General features: G+C 71.3%; 17 protein-coding genes. 9 read left to right on the top strand and 8 right to left on the bottom strand.

Annotation, left to right across the window (positions count from 1 at the left end; translation table 11 throughout):
- Positions 1-152 precede the first annotated feature (152 nt).
- The 5 genes from ABB07_RS14335 (at position 153) to ABB07_RS14315 (ending at position 8,889) form a co-directional block, all read left to right on the top strand.
- Positions 153-2,189, top strand: coding sequence for a thioredoxin domain-containing protein (locus tag ABB07_RS14335; RefSeq protein WP_208899083.1), 2,037 nt, complete (start codon positions 153-155; stop codon positions 2,187-2,189).
- A 217-nt stretch (positions 2,190-2,406) separates the two neighbouring features.
- On the top strand, positions 2,407-3,675 hold the full coding sequence (locus ABB07_RS14330; RefSeq protein ID WP_208899082.1) for a glycosyltransferase: 1,269 nt from the start codon (positions 2,407-2,409) through the stop codon (positions 3,673-3,675).
- Positions 3,672-5,318, top strand: coding sequence for an ArnT family glycosyltransferase (locus ABB07_RS14325; protein WP_208899081.1), 1,647 nt, complete (start codon positions 3,672-3,674; stop codon positions 5,316-5,318). Before ABB07_RS14330 ends, ABB07_RS14325 begins: the two co-directional genes overlap by 4 nt.
- On the top strand, positions 5,315-6,484 hold the full coding sequence (locus tag ABB07_RS14320; protein WP_208899080.1) for a glycosyltransferase: 1,170 nt from the start codon (positions 5,315-5,317) through the stop codon (positions 6,482-6,484). Before ABB07_RS14325 ends, ABB07_RS14320 begins: the two co-directional genes overlap by 4 nt.
- The gene (locus tag ABB07_RS14315) at positions 6,481-8,889 is read left to right on the top strand and encodes a galactose oxidase family protein (RefSeq protein ID WP_244189356.1); all 2,409 of its coding nucleotides are present in this window, start codon (positions 6,481-6,483) and stop codon (positions 8,887-8,889) included. The genes ABB07_RS14320 and ABB07_RS14315 overlap by 4 nt, the downstream gene beginning before the upstream one ends.
- Here the strand turns inward: ABB07_RS14315 and ABB07_RS14310 are convergent.
- The 4 genes from ABB07_RS14310 to trhA form a co-directional block, all read right to left on the bottom strand.
- On the bottom strand, positions 8,886-9,608 hold the full coding sequence (locus ABB07_RS14310) for a Mut7-C RNAse domain-containing protein (RefSeq protein ID WP_208899079.1): 723 nt from the start codon (positions 9,606-9,608) through the stop codon (positions 8,886-8,888). The two genes, ABB07_RS14315 and ABB07_RS14310, sit on opposite strands and share 4 nt — an antisense overlap.
- Before the next feature lie 33 nt (positions 9,609-9,641).
- Positions 9,642-10,277, bottom strand: coding sequence for a TetR/AcrR family transcriptional regulator (locus ABB07_RS14305; RefSeq protein ID WP_482268570.1), 636 nt, complete (start codon positions 10,275-10,277; stop codon positions 9,642-9,644).
- Positions 10,278-10,288: 11 nt separating this feature from the next.
- On the bottom strand, positions 10,289-11,851 hold the full coding sequence (locus ABB07_RS14300) for an MFS transporter (protein ID WP_208899077.1): 1,563 nt from the start codon (positions 11,849-11,851) through the stop codon (positions 10,289-10,291).
- A gap of 113 nt (positions 11,852-11,964) precedes the next feature.
- Positions 11,965-12,675, bottom strand: coding sequence for a PAQR family membrane homeostasis protein TrhA (gene trhA / locus ABB07_RS14295; RefSeq protein WP_208899076.1), 711 nt, complete (start codon positions 12,673-12,675; stop codon positions 11,965-11,967).
- Positions 12,676-12,981: 306 nt separating this feature from the next.
- On the opposite strand from trhA, the gene ABB07_RS14290 reads away from it, so the two are divergent.
- On the top strand, positions 12,982-14,802 hold the full coding sequence (locus ABB07_RS14290; RefSeq protein ID WP_208899075.1) for a phosphoenolpyruvate carboxykinase (GTP): 1,821 nt from the start codon (positions 12,982-12,984) through the stop codon (positions 14,800-14,802).
- 413 nt (positions 14,803-15,215) lie between these two features.
- On the opposite strand, the gene ABB07_RS14285 is transcribed toward ABB07_RS14290, so the two are convergent.
- Together ABB07_RS14285 and ABB07_RS14280 are read right to left on the bottom strand one after the other, a co-directional pair.
- Complete coding sequence (locus tag ABB07_RS14285; RefSeq protein ID WP_208899074.1) at positions 15,216-15,635, bottom strand: SCO4983 family protein; 420 nt, start codon at positions 15,633-15,635, stop codon at positions 15,216-15,218.
- 99 nt (positions 15,636-15,734) lie between these two features.
- On the bottom strand, positions 15,735-16,946 hold the full coding sequence (locus ABB07_RS14280; RefSeq protein WP_208899073.1) for a pyridoxal phosphate-dependent aminotransferase: 1,212 nt from the start codon (positions 16,944-16,946) through the stop codon (positions 15,735-15,737).
- A gap of 524 nt (positions 16,947-17,470) precedes the next feature.
- Between ABB07_RS14280 and ABB07_RS14275 the strand changes: the two genes are divergently transcribed.
- The 3 genes from ABB07_RS14275 (at position 17,471) to ABB07_RS14265 (ending at position 19,665) form a co-directional block, all read left to right on the top strand.
- Complete coding sequence (locus ABB07_RS14275; protein ID WP_208899072.1) at positions 17,471-17,977, top strand: hypothetical protein; 507 nt, start codon at positions 17,471-17,473, stop codon at positions 17,975-17,977.
- A gap of 98 nt (positions 17,978-18,075) precedes the next feature.
- Positions 18,076-18,675: a DUF1707 SHOCT-like domain-containing protein gene (locus ABB07_RS14270; protein WP_208899071.1), complete on the top strand. Its 600-nt coding sequence runs from the start codon at positions 18,076-18,078 to the stop codon at positions 18,673-18,675.
- A gap of 150 nt (positions 18,676-18,825) precedes the next feature.
- Entirely contained in the window at positions 18,826-19,665 is an 840-nt protein-coding gene (locus ABB07_RS14265; protein WP_208899070.1) for a S1 family peptidase, read from the top strand.
- A 19-nt stretch (positions 19,666-19,684) separates the two neighbouring features.
- Here ABB07_RS14265 and ABB07_RS14260 read toward each other — a convergent pair whose 3' ends face one another.
- Together ABB07_RS14260 and ABB07_RS14255 are read right to left on the bottom strand one after the other, a co-directional pair.
- Positions 19,685-21,295 carry an N-acyl-D-amino-acid deacylase family protein gene (locus ABB07_RS14260; protein WP_208899069.1) on the bottom strand — a complete coding sequence of 537 codons (1,611 nt, stop codon included), beginning with the start codon at positions 21,293-21,295 and terminating at the stop codon, positions 19,685-19,687.
- Positions 21,296-21,315: 20 nt separating this feature from the next.
- The gene (locus tag ABB07_RS14255; RefSeq protein WP_208899068.1) at positions 21,316-22,599 is read right to left on the bottom strand and encodes an amino acid deaminase; all 1,284 of its coding nucleotides are present in this window, start codon (positions 22,597-22,599) and stop codon (positions 21,316-21,318) included.
- Positions 22,600-22,675 lie beyond the last annotated feature (76 nt).

Below are 22,675 nucleotides of genomic sequence, written 5' to 3'. Positions count from 1 at the left end.
GACGATCAGGGGGTGGGTGAGGGTTTCGTGCCGACGCCTCGCGCACGTCCCCGGCCGAGTCGATCACGTCCGGGAATCAAGGAACCGGGCCAAGGCCCGTAAAGGCCGAGCCGTCGCAGGACTGACCGGAACGTGTGGGGCAGGATGGAGGTATGCCGAACCGACTGGCCCATGAGACATCCCCCTACCTGCTCCAGCACGCCGACAACCCCGTCGACTGGTGGCCTTGGTCGGCTCAGGCATTCGACGAGGCGCGCAGGACGAACAGACCCGTACTGCTGAGCGTCGGATACAGCAGCTGTCACTGGTGCCACGTCATGGCTCACGAGTCCTTCGAGGACCGGGCCACCGCCGACTACCTCAACGAGCACTTCGTCACCATCAAGGTCGACCGCGAGGAACGCCCGGACGTGGACGCCGTCTACATGGAGGCCGTACAGGCCGCCACCGGTCAGGGCGGCTGGCCGATGACCGTGTTCCTCACCCCGGACGCCGAGCCCTTCTACTTCGGGACCTACTTCCCGCCCGCGCCCCGCCACGGCATGCCCTCCTTCCGGCAGGTGCTGGAGGGGGTGCAGCAGGCCTGGGCGACCCGGCGCGACGAGGTGAGCGAGGTGGCCGGGAAGATCGTCCGCGACCTCGCCCAGCGGGAGATCGGCCAGCAGGCCGCGCAGCCGCCCGGCGAGCAGGAGCTCGCCCAGGCCCTCCTCGGGCTCACCCGTGAGTACGACCCGCAGCGCGGCGGATTCGGCGGAGCGCCCAAGTTCCCGCCGTCCATGGTGCTGGAGTTCCTGCTGCGGCACCACGCCCGGACCGGCGCGGAGGGCGCGCTGCAGATGGCGCGGGACACCTGTGAGCGGATGGCGCGCGGCGGGATCTACGACCAGCTCGCCGGCGGGTTCGCCCGCTACTCGGTCGACCGCGACTGGGTCGTGCCGCACTTCGAGAAGATGCTCTACGACAACGCGCTGCTCTGCCGCGTCTACGCCCATCTCTGGCGGGCCACGGGATCGGACCTCGCCCGGCGCGTCGCCCTGGAGACCGCCGACTTCCTCGTGCGTGACATGCGCACGGACGAGGGCGGGTTCGCCTCGGCTCTCGACGCCGACAGCGACGACGGCACGGGCCGGCACGTCGAGGGCGCGTACTACGTGTGGACGCCCGAGCGGCTGCGCGCCGTCCTCGGGGACGCGGACGGCGACCTCGCCGCCCAGTACTTCGGCGTGACGGACGAGGGCACCTTCGAGCACGGGCAGTCCGTCCTCCAACTGCCGCAGAGCAACGCCGTCTTCGACGCCGGGAAGATCGCCTCCATCAGGGAGCGGCTGCTCGCCGAGCGCGCCGGTCGCCCCGCGCCCGGCCGGGACGACAAGGTCGTCGCGGCCTGGAACGGCCTCGCCGTCGCCGCGCTCGCCGAGACCGGCGCGTACTTCGACCGGCCCGACCTGGTCGAGGCCGCCGTCGGCGCCGCCGACCTGCTCGTGCGGGTGCACCTCGACGAGCACGCCCGGCTCGCCCGGACCAGCAAGGACGGCCGGGTCGGCCCCAACGCGGGCGTGCTGGAGGACTACGCCGACGTCGCCGAGGGCTTCCTCGCGCTCGCGTCCGTGACGGGCGAGGGCGTCTGGCTGGATTTCGCCGGGCTGCTCCTGGACCATGTGCTCGCCCGCTTCACCGACCCCGGCACCGGTGCGCTGTACGACACCGCCGCCGACGCCGAGCCGCTGATCCGCCGGCCGCAGGACCCCACCGACAACGCCACCCCGTCCGGGTGGACCGCGGCGGCGGGCGCGCTGCTGAGCTATGCCGCGCACACCGGGTCGGAGCCCCACCGTACGGCCGCCGAGCGGGCGTTGGGGGTCGTGAAGGCGCTCGGGCCGCGCGTGCCCCGGTTCATCGGCTGGGGGCTCGCCGTCGCCGAGGCCCTGCTCGACGGGCCGAGGGAAGTCGCCGTCGTCGGACCCGGCCTCGACGAGGAGCGGACGGCCGCCCTGCACCGTACGGCCCTGCTGGGGACCGCGCCGGGTGCCGTCGTCGCCGTCGGCACCGCGGACAGTGACGAGTTCCCGCTCCTCGCCGACCGGCCGCTGCACCACGGTGAAGCGGCCGCGTACGTCTGCCGTAACTTCACCTGTGACGCGCCGACGCCCGATCCGGAACGGCTGCGAGCGGCGCTCGGCAGCCGGTGAGCGGCGCGGACGCGCGAAAGCGTGAACGGGTGAAGTGTCCGAGTGTGAGCGGGTGTCCGGGTAAGTCCCGTTACCCGTAGCACCGTTCCGAAACACGCTATTTATCGGAAGAGCTCCCGCGCTTCACAGTTCCCCCCTAGTCTCTCCACAGCGGGTTGACGGGTGGTCACTCACCGTCGCCCGCACAGGGGGTAATCGGGGATCTGGGGGGATCTTTTTGCTCACGTCCGTCTTCATCGCCGCCGTCTCGCTGGCCCTGTTCTGGATGGCGGCTTTCACCCTGTGGTGGCAGATGCACGCGTGGCGCACGCCCGAGGTGCTGGCCTCCACCCGGTTCGGCAGACCGGACGGCGACGAACACCTGTCGTTCTCGCTGCTGCTGCCCGCCCGGCACGAGCAGGCGGTGCTGGACCACACCATCCAGCGGCTGCTGGAATCCACGCACACCGACTTCGAGATCATCGTGATCGTCGGGCACGACGATCCGGAGACCACCGAGGTGGCCGAGAAGGCCGCCGCACGGGACCCGCGCGTCCGGGTCGTCGTCGACACCCACGAGAAGAAGAACAAGCCGAAGGCCATGAACACGGCGCTGCCGCACTGCCGCGGTGACGTCGTCGGGGTGTTCGACGCCGAGGACCAGGTCCACCCGGAGCTGCTCGCCCACGTCGACCACGCCTTCCGCACCACCGGCGCGGACGTCGTCCAGGGCGGGGTCCAGCTCATCAACTTCCACTCCAGCTGGTACAGCCTGCGCAACTGCCTGGAGTACTTCTTCTGGTTCCGCTCCCGGCTCCATCTGCACGCGCAGAAAGGTTTCATTCCGCTTGGCGGCAACACCGTCTTCGTCCGCACGGACGTCCTCAGGGAAGCGGACGGCTGGGACCCGAACTGCCTCGCCGAGGACTGCGACCTGGGTGTCCGGCTGTCCAGCGTCGGCAAGAAGGTCGTCGTCGCCTACGACTCCGACATGGTGACCAGGGAGGAGACCCCGGGTTCCCTCATGTCGCTGCTCAAGCAGCGCACCCGCTGGAACCAGGGCTTCCTCCAGGTGTACCGGAAGAAGGACTGGCGGCAGCTCCCGGGACTCGGACAGCGGCTGCTCGCCCGGTACACCCTCATGACCCCGTTCATGCAGGCCTTCTCCGGCGTGATCATCCCGCTCAACGCGGCCGTCGCGCTCTTCCTCGACGTGCCCGTCGGGATCGCCTTCCTCACCTTCCTGCCGCTGGTCACCGCCGCCGTCACCTTCGTCTTCGAGGTGGTCGGGCTGCACGACTTCGGCAAGCAGTACGGCCTGAGGGTCCGACTCGTCCACTACGTGAAGCTCATCGTGGGCGGCCCCTTCTACCAGGTCCTCCTCGCCGGTGCCGCGATCCGCGCCGTCTGGCGCGAGCAACGCGGCCGCAACGACTGGGAGTTGACCACGCACGTCGGCGCGCACCTCACCGCGGCCGAGCCCCTCCGAGAGGACGTTCCCGCGTGACCTCCACACTTCCCGCGGTGACCGCAGCGAAGGTCCCCGCGCAGCGCCCACCTGTGCCGCAAGACCGTTCGACCGGCCGGACGGACCCGCCGCCACGGCTCCGCTCCTCCCGCCCCGACCTGCTGCTCTGCGGCCTCCTGCTCACGGCGATCCTCGTCGTCCAGGGCTGGAACATCGCCGACTACCCGACCCTCAGCGACGACGAGGGCACCTACCTCGCCCAGGCCTGGGCCGTCCAGCAGGGCCGGGGCCTGGCCCACTACACCTACTGGTACGACCACCCGCCCCTCGGCTGGATCCAGATAGCCCTGCTCACCCGGCTCCCCGCGGCGATCAGCCCCGGCTCGATGACCGTCGGCACCATGCGGCTCACCATGCTGCTGGTCAGCGGCATCAGCGCGGTCCTCGTCTACGTCCTCGGCCGCCGGCTCTCGCTGCCCCGCTGGGCCGCCGGGCTCGGCATGGCACTGTTCGGGCTGTCCCCGCTCGCGGTGGTCCTCAGCCGGGAGATCTTCCTCGACAACATCGCCGTGATGTGGCTGCTGCTGGCGTTCTGCCTGGCCGCCTCGCCCAGCCGCCACCTCTGGCACCACTTCGGCGCGGGCCTCGCCGCCGCCGCGGGCGTGCTCAGCAAGGAGACGACGCTCGTCGTCCTGCCGGCCCTGCTCGTCACCATGTGGCGCCACGGCCACCGCGACACCCGCAAGTTCGCCCTCACCGGAGCCGTCACCGCCTGCGCCCTGACCGGCTTCTCCTACCCGCTGTTCGCCCTGCTCAAGGGCGAGCTGCTGCCCGGTGCCGGACACGTGTCCCTCTGGGACGGCATCACCTACCAGATGTCCAGGCCGGGCTCGGGATTCCTCCTCGACCGCTCCTCCGGCTCCTACGGCGTCCTGCACTCCTGGCTGTACTACGACCGCGTCCTGCCCCTCGGCGGCCTCGCCGCGGCCCTGCTCCTGCTGCTCGCCCGGCGCTGGTCGGTCACCGCCCGCGCCCTCGCCGGACCGGCCCTGGCCGTGGCGATCCTGGCCGCCGTGGCCCTGCGCCCGAACGGCTATCTGCCCGCCATGTACATCATCGGCGCGCTGCCCTTCCTCGCCCTGGTCCTCGCGGGCGGCGCCGCCTCCGTCGCCCACACGGCCCTCCGCAGGTGGCGCACGGAGGGCGAGAAGCGGTACGTCACCGGCGGCCGGTACGCGCTGGCCGCCGTCCTCGCCCTCGCCGCCGGCGCCTACGTCGTACCGCACTGGTACGACGGCGACCGCACCGCCGTCACCGCCGACGCCAACCGGCCCTACCGGCAGGCCTCCCACTGGCTCAGCACCGAGGTCGCGGACCCGGGGGACACCCGTGTGCTCGTCGACGACGCCCTCTGGCTGGACCTCGTGCACGCCGGATACCGGCCCGGGCTCGGCGCCATCTGGTTCTACAAGGCCGACCTCGACCCGGCCGTCATGAAGACCATGCCGCACGGCTGGCGGGACATCGACTACGTCGTCGCCTCGCCGACCGTGCGCCGCGACGCCAAGGACCTGCCCAATGTGCGGGCCGCGATCCGGCACTCCACCCCGGTCGCCACCTTCGGCACCGGACCCGACCGCATCGAGATCCGGCAGATCCAGGCCGGGGGAGGGGCGCGATGAGCGAGTACACCGCGCCGGCACAGGGCCTCGACGCCGTAGAGATCCCCGAGCCCGGCGCCGTCACCATCGTCGTACCCACCTTCAACGAGTCCGCGAACGTCCGGCGGTTGCTGGACCAGATCACCGAGTCGGTGCCCGCGCGGCTGCCCTGCGAGGTCCTCTTCGTGGACGACTCCACCGACGACACCCCCGAGGTCATCCGCGCGGCCGCACAGGACTGCCCGTTCCCGGTGGCCGTGGTGCACCGCGAGGAACCCGTCGGCGGGCTCGGCGGGGCGGTCGTCGAAGGGCTGCGGGCGGCCACCTCCGAGTGGATCGTCGTCATGGACGGCGACTGCCAGCACCCGCCGTCGCTGGTACCGGAGCTGGTGGCCACGGGGGAGCGGACGAGCGCCGGACTCGTCGTCGCCTCCCGGTGCATCGAGGGCGGCAGCCGGGCCGGGCTCGCCGGTGGCTACCGGGTGGCCGTCTCGCGCGGCGCGACCTGGCTCGCCAAGGCCCTCTTCCCGCGCCGGCTGCGCGGCATCAGCGACCCGATGAGCGGTTTCTTCGCCATCCGGCGCAGCGCGGTCACGGCGGACGTGCTCAAGCCGCTCGGCTACAAGATCCTCCTCGAACTGGCCGTCCGCAGCCGCCCCCGGCAGGTCGCCGAGGTGCCGTTCGTCTTCCAGGACCGGTTCGCGGGCGAGTCCAAGTCCACCGCCAAGGAGGGCTTCCGCTTCCTGCGCCACCTGGCGGGCCTGCGCACCGCGTCCCCGGTCGCCCGGATGGTCGGCTTCGGCCTGATCGGCGCCAGCGGCTTCGCACCGAACCTGCTCGGGCTCTGGGCGCTGACCGTCCTCGGGATGCACTACCTGCCCGCCGAGATCCTCGCCAACCAGCTCGGCGTCGCCTGGAACTTCCTGCTCATCGAGCAGCTGCTGTTCCGCGACCGGCGGGCACACCGGCGCTGGTGGGACCGGCTCGGCCGGTTCGCGCTGCTGGCCAACGCCGACCTGCTGCTGCGGATCCCGCTGATCGCCCTGCTGGTCGGCCGGTTCGGCATGGGCGCCCTGCCGGCCACCGCGCTCGCGCTGGTCATGACGTTCGTCCTGCGCTTCGCCGGTACCGAGGCGCTGGTCTACCTCCCCCGCCGCCGGGGGAGCCGAGCAAGGAGAGCCGTGTGAGGACGACGTATCGCAGGCGCCGCAGACGGACCGCGCTGGCCGGGGTGGGCGCCCTGACCGCCGGCCTGCTCCTGACCGCGCCCCAGCCGGCCGAGGCCGCCAACCTGATCAAGAACCCCGGCTTCGAGACCGCCGGTACGGACGGCATGCCGTACTGCTGGGAGAAATCCGGCTGGGGCGACAACGACTTCAGCTTCGAGACGACCTCGGACGCGCACTCCGGGTCCCGGGCCATGAAGGTCACGCTGGCCCGCCGGGCCGACGGCGACCGCAAGGCGCTGATCACCGAGTCGACGGACTGCGCGCCGGGCGTGACCGCCGGAAAGCAGTACGACCTCGGGCTCTGGTACAAGACGACGACCCCGGACGCCAACATCACCCTCTTCCGGCACGACACCACCGCCGGCTGGCAGTACTGGACCGACCTCAAGACCCTCGACATGGCGTCGGCGTGGACGCAGGCCACGGTCCGCACCCCGGAGGTCCCGGCCGGCACCGACCGCATCACCTGGGGTGTCTCCGTCTACGGCACCGGCTCGGCGACCACCGACGACTACACCATGGACCAGGTCCCGGACCCGCTTCCGCCGGCCCAGTGCACCGGCACGAACGACCAGTGCGCCAACGGCAGTTGGTCGGTCCTGCCCACGCAGAACCCGGTCCGCTCCATGCACTCGGTCGTCCTCAACAACGGCAAGGTGCTGCTGATCGCCGGCTCCGGCAACAGCGAGGAGAACTTCAACGCGGGCACGTTCACGAGCGCGGTGTACGACCCGGCGACCGGTACGTACAAGGTCATCCCGACGCCGAAGGACATGTTCTGCGCGGGGCATGTGCAGCTGCAGGACGGCCGGGTGCTGGTGCTGAGCGGCAACAAGGCGTACCCGGTCGCGGGCGGGCACGGCTACGAGGGGTTCAAGGACTCGTACATCTTCGACCCGAAGACCGAGACGTACACCAGGACGAACGACCTGAACGACGGTCACTGGTACCCGTCGGCGACCGAGCTCGGCAACGGTGACGTCATCTCCTTCGGCGGACTCCGCGAGGACTCCACCGGCTCGGTGACCGCGGAGAGGTTCAGTTACGCGCAGAACCAGTGGCTGCCGCTGTGGCAGGTCAACCAGACCTGGTCGTACTGGGGCCTGTACCCGGCGATGATCCTGATGCAGGACGGCCGCCTCTTCTACACCGGCAGCCATGTCTTCGGCAACAACATCCCCGGCACGGGCTCGGCGGTCTACGACTACGACGCCAACACGGTCACGCAGATCGCGGGGTTGCAGAACAAGGACGAGCGCGACCAGTCGGCGTCCGTGCTGCTGCCCCCGGCGCAGGACCAGCGGGTGCTGACGATCGGCGGCGGCAACATCGACTCCAACCCGGACGCGGGCCGCCTCACCGACCTGATCGACCTCAAGCAGGCCAACCCGTCGTACGTCGCCGGACCGCCGGTCCCGCAGGGCACGGTCGACCTCGGCGGCGGGCCCCGGCCGGAGACCGGCAACCAGGGGAAGATGTACGTCTCCGCGGTCCTGCTGCCCGACGGCAAGGTGCTGGAGACGGGCGGCGCCCTGCACAACCGGGCCGACCCGGTGTACGAGTCCTCGCTCTACGACCCGGCCACGAACACCTTCGACCCGGTCGCGGCCGACCCGGAGTCCCGCGGCTACCACTCCTCGGCGTTCCTGCTCCCCGACGGCCGGGTGATGGCGACGGGCGACAACCCCGGCAACGGCAGCTGGAACCACAACGTGTCCATCTACACCCCGCCCTACCTCTACAAGGGCACCCGGCCGACGATCACCTCGGTGATCAACCAGGAGTGGAAGTACGGCGACACCCAGCGGATCACCGTCGACCGCCCGATCGCCAAGGCGGAGCTCATCCGCCCGGCGGCGGTCACCCACTCCTCCGACCCGAACCAGCGGTTCGTGGACCTGCCCCTGTCGGTGGACGGCGACAACGTCGACCTGAACGTCACGAACAACCCGAACATCGCGCCGCCCGGCTGGTACATGCTCTTCGCGGTCGACCCGGGCGGAGTGCCGTCGGTGGCCAAGTGGGTCCACCTGACCGGCCCTTCGGCCCTGACCGCCGCGTCCCCGCACATCCACGCCTTCGCCGACTCGCTGTCCGGCAAGGTGTCGGGCCCCGGCAGGAAGCGGACCGCACAGCAGGTCAGCCCGACCATCTCCGGCTGCGACCGGCACTACGGCTCGGCCAACGTGTGCGTGCCGACGGTGTTCCCGCCCGAGGTGAGGAGGACGGCGGCCGCGCGGTGTGCCTGGCTCAAGGAGAACAACTACGGCCGGCTGAAGGTGAACGGCGCCGACGACCCCCTGGGGCTGGACCGGGACCGGAACGGGACCGCCTGCGACAAGGGGGATGTGACCAGGCGCTAGCCGCGCGCCGCCAGGGCGCGCTCCACGATGGCCTCCAGCTGGTCGTGGTGCGCGCCCTTCCAGTACGCGCGACCGCACTCCGTGCACTGGGCGAAGACGTCGTAGGTGCGCTGGGTGCCATGCTTGAGCTGGTCGGCGACCTCGGCCTTCGTGGCCTGTTTCAGCAGGCCGTTGCAGGCGGTGCAGCGGGTCCAGGGCTTCAGGTCGGGAGCGAAGCGGTCGAGGACGTCGTGCAGCTGGTCGTCGGGGCGGGTGCTGTAGACGAACGCGCCGGCCCAGAGTTCGCGGCGGCGCAGCAGGCCCCGGTCGCGGCTGAGCATGACCCGCTTCTCGGCCGCCGAGCGGGCGGCGAGGGCCGCGTCGCCGATGTCCGTCGATTCGTACGCCGTGTCCACGCCGAGCAGGCGCAGGCGGCGGGCGAGCGTGCCGAGGTGGACGTCGAGCAGGAAGCGGAGCGGGGCGCCGGGGACCCGCTGGGGGCGGTCCACGGGGCGTACCCGCACCGTCTCGCCCGCCCGCGGGATGTGCGACACCGGCACCTCGCGGCCGTCCACCTCCAGCGCGCCGACCTCGGTCAGCGGGACGCCGAGGGACTCGATGACATGGCCGAGCGTCGAGACGCCGTCCGTGCCGAGCGGCGTGGCGCCGGTGCGGCGGGCGGCCGGTACGAACAGGTGGAGCGCGGGGGCGACTTCGACGTGGATCTCGGGTCCGTTCACCCCGTCAGCATCGCACGGGACGGCGCCCGCGCCTCAGCGGTTTTCGCTGGGCAGGCCGTGCTCCATGACGTCCAGAGCGCGGTCGATCAGGGCCGTGAAGTCGTCCCGGTGGTCGTTCTCCGCCCAGTACATGGAGGTCTCCATGAGGCCGCCGATCAGACACATGGCGTAGACCCGGACCTCCAGGCTGTCCGGGTCGCGGCCGGTGCGCTCGCCGATGGCCTGACAGAGCATGCGGCCGGTGGCCGACATGCTCTCCATCATCCGCGAGCGCACCGCGGGGACCTGGACCATGAGGTGGGTGCGCAGCCGGGTCACCGCGGGCTCGTCGGCCATGGCGAGCCCGACGGCCCGGTGCAGGACGTACCGGATGGTCTCGGACCAGGGTTCGCCGGCGGGCCGTGCCTTGATCTCCTCCAGGATGACCGGGTCGTACTCGTCCGTGAGGACGATGTCCTCCTTGGTCGGGAAATACCGGAAGACGGTCGACGGCGACACCTCGGCCCGCTCGGCGATCTGGTCGATCGTCGTGGCGTCGTAGCCCTGCTCCCGGACCAGTGCGTACGTCGCCGCGCGGATCGCCTCCCGGGTCTTGATCTTCTTGCGTTCCCGCAGGCTGAGGCGGGGCCGGTCGGCGGGGGAGGTGCTGGGGGTGCGTGCGGCCGTCATGCGGGACATTGTCAGGCATCCGCGGCGGGGGCGGCCACGGCCGGGGTCTCCTTCCGCTCGGTGCGCCGCACCGCGGGGACGTCCGGCAGCAGCAGGGCCGCGAGCAGCGCCGAGAGCAGGGAGGCGACGCCGCACACCAGCAGCACCAGGGCCAGGCCGTGCACGAAGGCGCCGTTCGCGGAGGCCGCGAGGTGGGCCGAGTGCACCTTCCCGGCGACCACGTGCGCCGCGACCACGGACTCCCGGGCGGTGTGCGCCACCGGACCCGGCAGCCCGGTCACGTCGAGCCGGTCGCGGAAGGCGCCGGCGAGGAGGCTGCCGAGCAGGGCGACCCCGATCGCGCCGCCGACCTGGCGGAAGGTGCTGAGCAGTCCGGAACCGCTGCCGGCCCGGTCGGCGGGCAGGGCCCCGAGGGCGCCGTCCATCGCCGGGACGACGGAGAAGCCGAAGCCGAGGCCGGCGAGGGCCAGCCACAGCGCGGTGAAGCCGTAGCCGGAGTCCACCGCGGTACGGCTGCCCAGCAGGGCGGCGAAGGCCAGGACGACCAGGCCGGCGCTGACCACCGCGCGCGCCCCGAACCGGGCGACGGCGGCCTGGGCGCCCTTGGCGGCGACCATCAGGCCGCCCATCATCGGCAGCAGCCTGAGGCCGGTGCCGAAGGCGTCGTGGCCGAGGACCGCCTGGAGGTAGGTCGGCACCGCGAACATCAGGCCCGACAGGACGAACATCACCAGGGTCGCGGCGACCGTGTTGAGCAGGAAGCCGCGCCGGCCGAGCAGGCCCATGTCCAGCATGGGGCGGGTCATCCGGCGTTCGCGCAGGACCAGGCAGGTCAGCAGGGCGGCGGCCGCCGCGACCATGGCCAGGACCAGCGCGTCGGTCCAGCCGCGGTCCGGGGCCTCGATGATGGCGTAGATCAGGGCGCCCAGGCCGGTCGCGGTGAGCGCGGTGGAGACGGGATCGACCTTGGGGCTCGCCGGGTCGCGGGTCTCGGGCAGCAGGAAGACGCAGGCGGTGATGCCGATCGCGGCCATCGGGAGGTTGACCAGGAAGACCGAGCCCCACCAGAAGTGGTTCAGCAGCCAGCCGCCGACGAGGGGGCCGAGCGGCATGCCGAGCGCCGAGGCGGCGGAGATCATGGCGACGGCCTTGCCGCGCTCGTCCGGGCCGAAGAGGGCGGGCAGCACGGACAGCGAGAGCGGCATGATCAGCGCGCCGCCGATGCCCATGACCGCGCGGGCGGCGATGACGGTGTTCACATCGCCGGCCAGGGAGCCGAGCACGGAGCCCGCCAGGAAGACCCCGAGGCCGGCGATCAGCATCAGACGGCGGCCGAAGCGGTCGCCGAGCAGACCCGCCGGGAGCATCAGCGCGGCGAAGACGACGATGTACGCGTCCATCATCCACTGCTGCTGCCCGGTCGTGGCGCCGAGCTGCCCGGCCATCGTCGGCAGGGCCACGTTGAGGATCGTCGAGTCGAAGGCGAGCACCAGCATGCTCGCGACCAGGGCCCCGAGGGCCCACCAGCGGCGGGGGTCGCGCCGCGCCTCGGCAGCGTCAGTGACAGTAGCCATGAAATGAGAGTAGCTCTCAAAATCATGTCAGTGTCAATAAACAGTCGGTGGCGGGCAAACGAAACCGGCCACGGCTGATGAGCCGTGGCCGGAAGGGGGGTGGGGGTGGCGGCTTACGCGTGCTGGTAGGCCACCAGCGAGATGCCGACGTAGTGGACGACGAACGCGGCGAGCGTGAACGAGTGGAAGACCTCGTGGAAGCCGAACCAGCGCGGTGACGGGTTCGGGCGCTTGATGCCGTAGACCACGCCACCGGCGCTGTAGAGCAGGCCTCCGACGATCACCAGGACCAGGACCGCGATGCCGCCGGTGCGCATGAAGTCGGGCAGGAAGAACACGGCCGCCCAGCCCATCGCGATGTAGCAGGGCGTGTAGAGCCAGCGTGGGGCGCCGACCCAGAAGACGCGGAAGACGATGCCGGCCGCGGCGGCGGCCCAGATGCCCCACAGCAGCCACTGGCCCTTGGCCCCGGGCAGGAGCAGCAGGGTCAGCGGGGTGTAGGTGCCCGCGATGATCAGAAAGATGTTGGCGTGATCCAGGCGGCGCAGGACGCCGTCCATCCGCGGGCTCCAGTTGCCCCGGTGGTACAGCGCGCTGACCCCGAAGAGCAGGCAGGCCGTCAGGACGTAGATGCCGCAGGCGATCCGGCCTCTGGTGGAGTCGGCGAGGGCGGTGAGCACGAGGCCCGCGATGAGTACGGCCGGGAACATGCCGAGGTGCAGCCAGCCGCGGAGCCTGGGCTTGACCTGTTGCGACAGTGAGAGCGCGGGACCGCGGCCGTGGGCCGGCGTGTCCGTGGGCGCGTCGGGGACGGACGCAGTCATGGGGGGCATGGTACCTACGGCGCCGTAAGTCGGGTGTCAGGGCGGTCTCGGTCGATCGAACGCAAAAAGACCTTCAGGTGACGCAAACCTGGACGTAAAGGGAACGCAAACAGGCCTGGAAACCGTGGTCTTCCTCACGTCGCTCACCTGTGAGGTCCCCTGGACATATGCGCACTCTGGGCGGATGATCAAATGAGTGCGGTCGGCACCGGATGAGCATCCCGTGAAGCATCCGGGTCGCAGCCCCCACGGGGCAACAGGACAAAATCCCTCACCAGGGTATAAATCCCTCACTTAGGAGCAACCGTGGCGCGCGACAACTCGGCTACCAGCGTTCCCACCAACCACCAGGCACTGATCTCCTGGGTCAACGAGATCGCCGAACTGACGCAGCCGGACAACGTGGTCTGGTGTGACGGCTCCGAGGCCGAGTACGACCGGCTGTGCGAGGAGCTGGTCGCGAAGGGCACCTTCAAGAAGCTCGACCCGATCAAGCGCCCCAACTCCTACTACGCGGCCTCCGACCCGACCGACGTCGCGCGCGTCGAGGACCGCACCTTCATCTGCTCCGAGAAGGAGGAGGACGCCGGCCCGACCAACCACTGGAAGGCCCCCGCCGAGATGCGGGAGATCTTCAGCGGCGAGAAAGGCCTGTTCCGGGGCTCCATGCGGGGCCGCACCATGTACGTCGTCCCGTTCTGCATGGGCCCGCTCGGCTCCCCGCTGTCCGCGATCGGCGTGGAGATCACCGACTCCGCCTACGTCGCCGTCTCGATGCGCACGATGACGCGCATGGGCCAGGCCGTCCTGGACGAACTCGGCGACAGCGGCTTCTTCGTCAAGGCCGTCCACTCCCTCGGCGCCCCGCTGGAGCAGGGCCAGGAGGACGTGCCGTGGCCGTGCAACTCCACCAAGTACATCTCGCACTTCCCCGAGGACCGCGAGATCTGGTCCTACGGCTCCGGCTACGGCGGCAACGCCCTGCTCGGCAAGAAGTGCTACGCGCTGCGCATCGCCTCCGTCATGGCGCGTGACGAGGGCTGGCTGGCCGAGCACATGCTGATCCTCAAACTCACCCCGCCGCAGGGCGAGTCCAAGTACGTCGCCGCCGCCTTCCCGAGCGCCTGCGGCAAGACCAACCTCGCCATGCTGGAGCCCACCATCTCCGGCTGGACCGTGGAGACCATCGGCGACGACATCGCCTGGATGCGCTTCGGCGAGGACGGCCGCCTGTACGCGATCAACCCCGAGGCCGGCTTCTTCGGTGTCGCGCCCGGCACCGGCGAGCACACCAACGCCAACGCGATGAAGACCTTGTGGGGCAACTCGGTCTTCACCAACGTCGCCCTCACCGACGACGGCGACGTGTGGTGGGAGGGCATGACGGAGGAGACCCCGGCCCACCTGACGGACTGGAAGGGCCGCGACTGGACCCCGGACTCCGCCGAGCCCGCCGCGCACCCCAACGCCCGCTTCACCACGCCCGCTTCGCAGTGCCCGATCATCGCGCCGGAGTGGGAGGACCCCAAGGGCGTGCCGATCTCGGCGATCCTCTTCGGCGGCCGCCGCGCCTCCGCGGTGCCGCTGGTGACGGAGTCCTTCGACTGGAACCACGGCGTCTTCCTCGGCGCCAACGTGGCCTCCGAGAAGACCGCCGCCGCCGAGGGCAAGGTCGGCGAGCTGCGCCGCGACCCCTTCGCCATGCTGCCGTTCTGCGGCTACAACATGGGCGACTACATGGGCCACTGGATCGACGTGGCCAAGGGCAAGGACCAGTCCAAGCTGCCGAAGATCTACTACGTCAACTGGTTCCGCAAGAACGACGAGGGCAAGTTCGTCTGGCCCGGCTTCGGCGAGAACTCCCGCGTCCTGAAGTGGATCGTGGAGCGCCTGGACGGCAGGGCCGAGGGCGTCGAGACCCCGATCGGCGTGCTGCCGACCAAGGCGGCCCTCGACACCAAGGGCCTGGAACTCTCCGACTCCGACCTGGACTTCCTGCTCACGGTCGACAAGGACGTCTGGCGCGAGGAGGCGGCACTCGTCCCTGAGCACCTCAACACCTTCGGCGACCACACGCCGAAGGAGCTGTGGGACCAGTACCACGCGCTCGTGGAGCGCCTGGGCTGAGGCCCGCACCTCGAAAGAGATCCCGAAAGACTCCACGGCCGGCCGCCGTGCCCTGACCAGCGATCGTCCCGGCCGGCCGTGGTGACAAACCGGCGAGGCCCGCACAACGGCGTGGGGGCTCTGGGCCTGTCGTCACGTTCCCGCCCGCCCCGCGGGAGCACGACGGCAGGCCCTCGCCCGTGTACGGCGACGCGCCCCGAAGGGGCGCGGGGAACTGCGCGAGCGACCACGAACCACAGGCAGCCGCAGAACGACATCAAGCCCTACGGCGAGACGTGGCCCGACCCACCGCACCGAAGAAACGCCCCGCACCCCAGGAATCCGGCCAAAGCCAACGCGGTGTATGGCGCCCGGTCCGCGCGTCGCTGCACGTGCACGCGGACCGGGGCCGGCGAGGGGACCCCGGGCTGGGGTCAGGGGGTCGAGCTGAGTTCCTTCGGATCGGATCCCGCACGGGCGTGCGCGTCCATCCGCTCGGCCGCGAGGATGGCCGCCGCGGTGTCGGCCCGCGAGGCGGCGACCACGAGCGCACGGCCGGCGAGCGCGTGCGCACGCCGGTGCAGCGCCGCGGGATCGCCGGCCGCGGACGGCGTCGCGCGCAGCGGAGGGCGTCCTCCCCGGAGCCGGGCCACCTGCTCGGCGAGCCGCTCGCCGGCGGTCTCCAGGTCGGCCGACGGAGTCAGCCCGCGCAGCTCGTCGGTCACGGCGAGCAGCGCGGCGAGGTGGCCGGCGAGCTGGATGTCGAGCTCCTCCTCGCGCGACCGGTGGGGGAAGTCGGAGGCGGTGCCGGCCATCGTGCGGTGGACCGACTTGGTGCGGATCGGTTCGTACATGGGGGATGGCCTCCTGTGCTCTGACAGGAAGCCATCCTAGCTTGGATTTCGTCTAAAGTTGAGTCGAGTCACGGAAAGGAGTCCCCAGGACTCTCTCCGCTACGGCTGGCTGTAGCCGTCCAGGAAGTTCCCGATCCGGGTGATCGCGTCCCGGAGGTCGCCGACCGACGGCAGGGTCACCACCCGGAAGTGGTCCGGCTCCGGCCAGTTGAAGCCCGTGCCCTGGACGACCATGATCTTCTCCTGGCGCAGCAGGTCCAGGACCATCTGCCGGTCGTCCTTGATCTTGAAGGCCTGGGGGTCGAGCCGCGGGAAGAGGTACAGCGCGCCCTTGGGGCGGACGCAGCTGACGCCCGGGATCTGCGTCAGCAGCTCGTACGCCGTGTCCACCTGCTCCTTCAGCCGCCCGCCCGGCAGCACCAGGTCGTTGATCGACTGCCGTCCGCTGAGCGCGGCGACCACCCCGTGCTGCCCCGGCATGTTGGCGCACAGCCGCATGTTCGCCAGGATCGTCAGGCCCTCGATGTAGGAGTCGGCGTGCGCGCGCGGCCCGGAGATCGACATCCACCCCACCCGGTACCCGGCCACCCGGTAGGCCTTCGACATGCCGTTGAAGGTGAGGGTGAGCAGGTCCGGGGCGACCTTGGCGGTCGGGGTGTGCGTGGCGCCGTCGTAGAGGATCTTGTCGTAGATCTCGTCGGAGCAGACGAGGAGGTTGTGCCGCCGGGCGATGTCCGTGAGCCCCTTGAGCATGGCCTCGTCGTAGACGGCCCCCGTCGGGTTGTTGGGGTTGATGATGACGATGGCCTTGGTGCGGTCGGTGACCTTGCGCTCGACGTCGGCGAGGTCGGGCATCCAGTCCGACTGCTCGTCGCAGCGGTAGTGCACCGCCGTACCGCCGGACAGGGAGACGGCGGCGGTCCACAGCGGGTAGTCCGGGGCGGGTACGAGTACCTCGTCCCCGTCGTCCAGCAGGCCCTGCATCGCCATCACGATCAGCTCGGACACGCCGTTGCCGATGAAGACGTGCTCGACGTCCGTCTCGATGCCGATGGTCTGGTTGTGCATGACGACGGCGCGGCGGGCGGCCAGCAGGCCCTTGGCGTCGCCGTAGCCGTGCGCCGTGGAGACGTTGCGGAGGATGTCCTCGAGGATCTCCGGGGGGCACTCGAAGCCGAAGGCGGCCGGGTTGCCGGTGTTGAGCTTGAGGATGCGGTGGCCCGCCGCCTCAAGCCGCATGGCCTCCTCGAGAACCGGGCCCCGGATCTCGTAACAGACGTTGGCGAGCTTGGTCGACTGGATCACCTGCATGACGTGAGCTTACGGCCCGGTAATGCCTCATGGCTCGTGTTTTCCAACACGTGAGACACATCGGTTTGCCCCGATATCTCCATCGGCTGTCTCAGTGGTCACCCGCGTCCCTAGAATGCGGTGCCGCCGGGCGCCGGATCCCGCACGGCGACGGGAGTGGGGCGGGGAGGTACAGAGGGATGGGGATGGACGGCGGACACAGACCGGACGGCGGCCACGTACCGGGTCTCGCACCCCGGCACGGCCCCGACGCGGCCGCCACGCAGCCGCTCCCGGCCCCACCGGCCGGCCCTCCGGCGCACCCCTTCCCGGCGGCCCTGCCGCCGGACGCGGTCCCAGGCGTTCTGCCACCGCACGCGGGTCGAACGCAGCCCCTCCCGGCTTCCCTGCCGCCGGACCCGGGGCAGCCCCGGTCGTTCCCGGACGCCCAGCCGCACCCGGGGCACGAGCGGCAGCCGGCCGCGGCTCCGGCCCCGGTTCCGCCGCGGGCGGGCCATGCGTCGCCCGGCTCGCCGCCGCCGAACGTGTACCTCCCGCAGTCGGTCCCCGCTCCGGCCTACGACGAGTACGCCGACCCTGCGGCCGCCCACGGCTGGCAGAACGCCTACGACCGGACCCGCGAGCTGCCCGCGGTCCCGGCGGCGGACGAGCCGGGCGCGGCGGCGATCGCCGCTCTGGCGGGCGGCTCGGATTCCCCCGCCCCGGACGGGTCCGGTCCGGCCGCCGGCACGTCCGCCGCCGCGAGCCCCCGCACGGACACCGGCTCCCCGGCCGCGGGCACGCCGACGGCGGCCGGCGGCTCCCCCTCGCCCTCGCCGTCCCCCTCGACCTCCTCCCCGGACGTCCAGGCGTCCCGGAGCCAGGGCCAGGGTCCGGCGACCGACGGCCCGACCCCCTCGGCGTCCGCTCCGGCCGCTACGACGTCCCGGGCGCCCGCACCCACGGCGACCACGGCCGCCCCGACCACCTCCGGGCCCGCCTTTCCCGGCGGCCAGGGCCACGGTCACGGAGCCACGAAACACCCGCACTGACCAGCGAAGATCGCTTTCTCGCCAACGACGGCCCCAATCCAGGTCACTTGGCCTGTCGTCAAGTCGTGTCGGCATGCCGGCGGGCGAGAGTTGTACGCATGACCGAGCAGCCTCACCCTTCCCCCTCCCGACAACCGCTGCCCCACTCCGACGTGCTCGCCTCCGACGAGGACCGCGAGCGGGCCGTCGAGCGGGTCCGGGCCGCCGTGGCGGACGGCCGGCTGGCACTGAGCGAGCTGGACGACCGGCTGGACCGGGTCCACGGCGCCCGTACTCTCGGCGAGCTGGCGCAGGCCGCACGTGGGCTGCCCGAGCCCGGGCCCAGGGATTCCCTGGTGGTGGAGGACCGGGCACCCACCTCCCGCTTCGCGATCGGCGTCTTCGGCGGATTCCGGCGTGACGGCGAGTGGGTCGTTCCGCCCAGGTTCACCGCCTGGTCCATGTGGGGCGGTGGCCGGCTTGATCTGACCGAGGCCCGCTTCGCCGCCCAGGAGACCGTGATCCGTGCCGTCGCCCTGTGGGGCGGCACCGGGATCGTCGTTCCGGACGACATCGACGTCGAGGTCAAGGGGCTCGGGCTGTTCGGCGTGTTCCGACGGCGTGGTGCCCGTAAGCCCGGCAGGCCGGGCGTCCCGCGCGTCGTCATCAAGGGTCTCGCCCTGTTCGGGGCCGTGGTCACCAAACCCCCGGAGCGGTAGTGGAGTTGCTCAGGCCGGGAGGTACAGGGAAACCCCTATGACCTGAGCGGGCTTCTTGTTCGCGTCCCCTCCATGTGCCGATGATGTGCATGACAAACGAGTGGGCGGCCGGAGACTCCGGTCGCCCAAGTCGTCAGAGGGGACCCCCACATGAACAAGCCTCTCCTTGCCGCGCTCTCCTCCCTGGCCATAGCCGGGCTGGGCGCGACCCCCGCGGTCGCCGCGCCGCACACCACCGCTGCCGCCAAGCCCAAGGCGACCGTCAACTTCGCCGGCACCGTCGCGCTCAGCAACTGCTCCGGCTCCGTCATCCGCTTCCCCAACTCCGCCGACAGCGACCCGGCGCTCGTGCTCACCAACGGGCACTGCCTGGAGACCGGCTTCCCGGACCCCGGTCAGGTCATCACCGGCCAGTCCTCCAGCCGTACCTTCGGTCTGCTGAACGCCTCCGGCAGCAAGGTCGCCACCCTGCGCGCCAACCAGGTCGTCTACTCGACCATGACCGACACGGACGTCACGATCTACCGGCTGACCACCACGTACGCGCAGATCAAGAGCGCCTACGGGATCAGCCCGCTCACCGTGAGCGACACCCACCCCACCGCCGGCACCGCCATCAAGGTCGTGTCCGGCTACTGGAAGCGCACCTACAGCTGCAGCATCGACGGCTTCGTGTACCGGCTGAAGGAGGGCGACTGGACCTGGAAGGACTCGGTCCGCTACACCTCCTCCTGCAACACCATCGGCGGCACCTCGGGCTCCCCGGTGATCGACACCACCACCGGCAAGGTCGTCGCCGTCAACAACACCGGCAACGAGGACGGCGAGACCTGCACGGAGAACAATCCGTGCGAGGTGGACGAGAACGGCAACGTCACCATCCACCAGGGCATCAACTACGCCGAGGAGACCTACCAGATCCCCGCCTGCTTCACCACGGGCAACAAGCTGGACCTCGGCGCGTCCGGCTGCGTCCTGCCCAAGCCGTAACGGCCATACGGTCATACGGTCATACGGGCGTACGGCGGACGGACCGGCCCGCGAGCACGTCCGTCCGCTTCCCGTCCTCGATGACGAACCGTCCGTCGACCAGGACGTACGGGATACCGGTCGGCAGCGTGCGGGGCTCGGCGAACGTCGCGCCAGGCGCCACCGTCTCCGGGTCGAACAGCACCAGGTCGGCCCGGTACCCCTCGCGCACCAGCCCCCGGTCCGGCAGCCGCAGCCGGGCCGCGGGCCGGGACGTGAGATGGGCGACGCACTCCTCCAGCGACAGGATCCCCAACTCCCTTACGTAGTGGCCGAGATAGCGCGGGAAGGTGCCGTAGGCGCGCGGGTGTGGCTTGGCGCCCCGCAGGATGCCGTCCGAGCCGCCGGTGTGGGTGCGGTGCCGCATGATCGTGCGGACGTTGTCCTCGTGGCCGACGTGCTGGAGGATCGTCGTACCGAGCCGGTCCTCGACCAGCAGCCGGCGGGCGGTGTCCCACGGGGCCTCCCCGCGCACGGCGGCCGACTCCCGTACGGTACGGCCCACGTACTCCCCGAGCGCCGGGTCGCCGACCCCGGAGATCTCGATCGTCCCCCACTCCACGGGCACGCCGTGACAGCCGTCCGAGCCGGTCACCTCCAGGTCGTGCCGGATCCGCGCGGCCGTCGCCGGGTCGCCGAGCCGCGCCAGGATCTCCTCCGGGCCGCCCTCGCTCGCCCAGCTCGGCAGCAGCGCGGCCAGGGTGGTGCAGCCGGGGGTGTAGGGATAGGTGTCGAGGGTGATGTCCGCGCCGGCGTCCAGCGCCTGGTCCAGCAGGGCCAGCAGGTCCGGCGCGCGGCCCTCGTTGACCCCGAAGTTCATCGTGGCGTGGGCCAGATGGAGCGGACAGCCGGCCTCCCGCGTCAGGGCGACCATCTCGGCATAGGCCTCCAGGGCCCCGGCGCCGTAGGAGCGGTGGTGCGGGCAGTAGTAGCCGCCGTACGACGCCACCACCCGGCACAGCTCGGTCAGTTCGGCGTCGGGGGCGTACATGCCGGGCGTGTACGTCAGCCCGGAGGACAGCCCGACCGCCCCCTGCTCCATGCCCTCGGCGACCAACTGCCGCATCCGGTCCAGCGCTTGGGGTGTCGCCTCCCGGTCCTCCCAGCCGACGGCGAGCGCGCGGACCGTGCCCTGGGGGACGAGATAGGCCGCGTTGACGGCGATGCCCCGGTCGAGCCGGTCGAGATACTCGCCGACCGACCGCCAGTCGAGGTCGAGGTCGTCGCCGTACCCGTTCCACCCGCTGATCGCCCGCCGTACCTCCTGAAGCGTGCGGTCGTCGACGGGCGCGTACGACAGCCCGTCCTGCCCGAGGACCTCCAGCGTGACCCCCTGCGCGGCCTTCGCGCTGTGGTCGGGGTCGCGCAGCAGGGCGAGGTCGGAGTGGGCGTGCATGTCGATGAAGCCGGGGGAGAGGACCAGGCCCTCCGCGTCCAGTTCCCGCACGGCGCGCGGACGCTGGCAGCCGGCCGCGGCGGCCTCCTTGACGATTCCGGTGATCCGGCCGCCGTCGACCACCACATCGGCCCGGTACGACGGTTCGCCGCTGCCGTCCACGACGTCGGCGTCCCGGATCACGAGTTGCTCCACGGCCGGTTCCTCCCGCGGGTCTAGAAGAACGTACGGATGTACTCGACGACCGTCCCGTCGGCCTCGGCCACCGGGATCAGCTGCCACTTGTCGAACGACGTGCACGGGTGGGACAGGCCGAACCCGATCCAGTCGCCGACCTCGACGTCCGCGCCCGGCTCCGTGCGCAGCCAGGCGTGCTGGTCGGACAGGCCGGTCACCGTGATGCCGTGGGCCGGGCGCTCGGCACCGTTCCGGCGTACCACCTGGGCGGCCGGCAGGTCCAGGTCGTAGGCCGCGTCACGCTTGCCTGCGTTGGCGAAGGCCTGCTCGGGGGTCGGCCGGGCGACGACCTGCGCCCACAGCCGGAAGGCGGGCTCCAGCGCCCCTTCCTCGGGGACGCGGGTGAAGGGGGTGAGCCTGCGGTAGTGCCCGTCGTCGTGCGAGACGTACGCCCCCGAGCGCAGCAGCTTCAGCACGGGCAGGGACAGCTCGGGGATCTCCTCGAACACGTCGGCCACCGCGTCGAACCAGGCGCTGCCGCCCGCGCTCACCACGATCTCCTCCGCGTCCTTGAGGTGTCCGGCCCTGTCGAGGCCGGCGGCGAGCGCGACCAGCCGCCGCAGGTACGACCGCACCCGCTCCGGATCGGCCCGCGGGACCTCGCCCTCGTAACCGGCGACGCCCACGAGCCGCAGCGTGCGCGTACGGCCCACCGCACCGGCCACGGCGAGGGCCTCGGCCTCCGTGCGCACCCCGGTCCGCGCGCCCTCGCCGGCGCCGAGCTCCACGACGACGTCGACGGGCCGCGCGGAGCCCTTCAGGGCCGCGTCCATCAGCTCGGCGCCGCGCACGGAGTCGACGTAGCAGACGAGCCGGAAGTCCGGGTCGGCGGCGAGTTCGGCGGCGATCCAGCGCAGGGCCGGGGCGTCGACCAGCTCATTGGCGAGGAAGACCCGCTGGATGCCGAACGCCCGGGCGACCCGCACCTGGTGGGGGACCGCCAGCGTGATGCCCCAGGCGCCGTGCTCGATCTGGCGCTGGAAGAGCTGCGGGGCCATCGAGGTCTTGCCGTGCGGGGCGAAGGCGAGGCCGTGCCGGGCGGCGTACGTCTCCATGAGCGCCAGGTTGTGCGCGAGCCGCTCCGCGGAGAGGACGAGGAGGGGAGTGGTGAAGCCGCCGCCTCCGGGTTCCGCCGAGAAGAGGTTGCGGCGCTGGGCGGTCAGTTCGCCGACGGTGAGGCCGTCGGCGTCCGGCGGGAGGCCCTTGAAGCGGTGGTCGACGCGTTCCTCGGCCAGCCGGGCGAGCGCTTCGCTGCTGCTCATGGAGCCCCTCTCTCGACCCGTTGCACTCTCTGCAACGGTCATTGCATGTATTGCTGCTTGGTGTCTAGCATCTCGC

It is taken from the genome of Streptomyces incarnatus (assembly GCF_001027185.1).
GTDB lineage: Bacteria > Actinomycetota > Actinomycetes > Streptomycetales > Streptomycetaceae > Streptomyces > Streptomyces puniciscabiei.
This window is presented reverse-complemented; position numbering and strand designations above follow the sequence as displayed.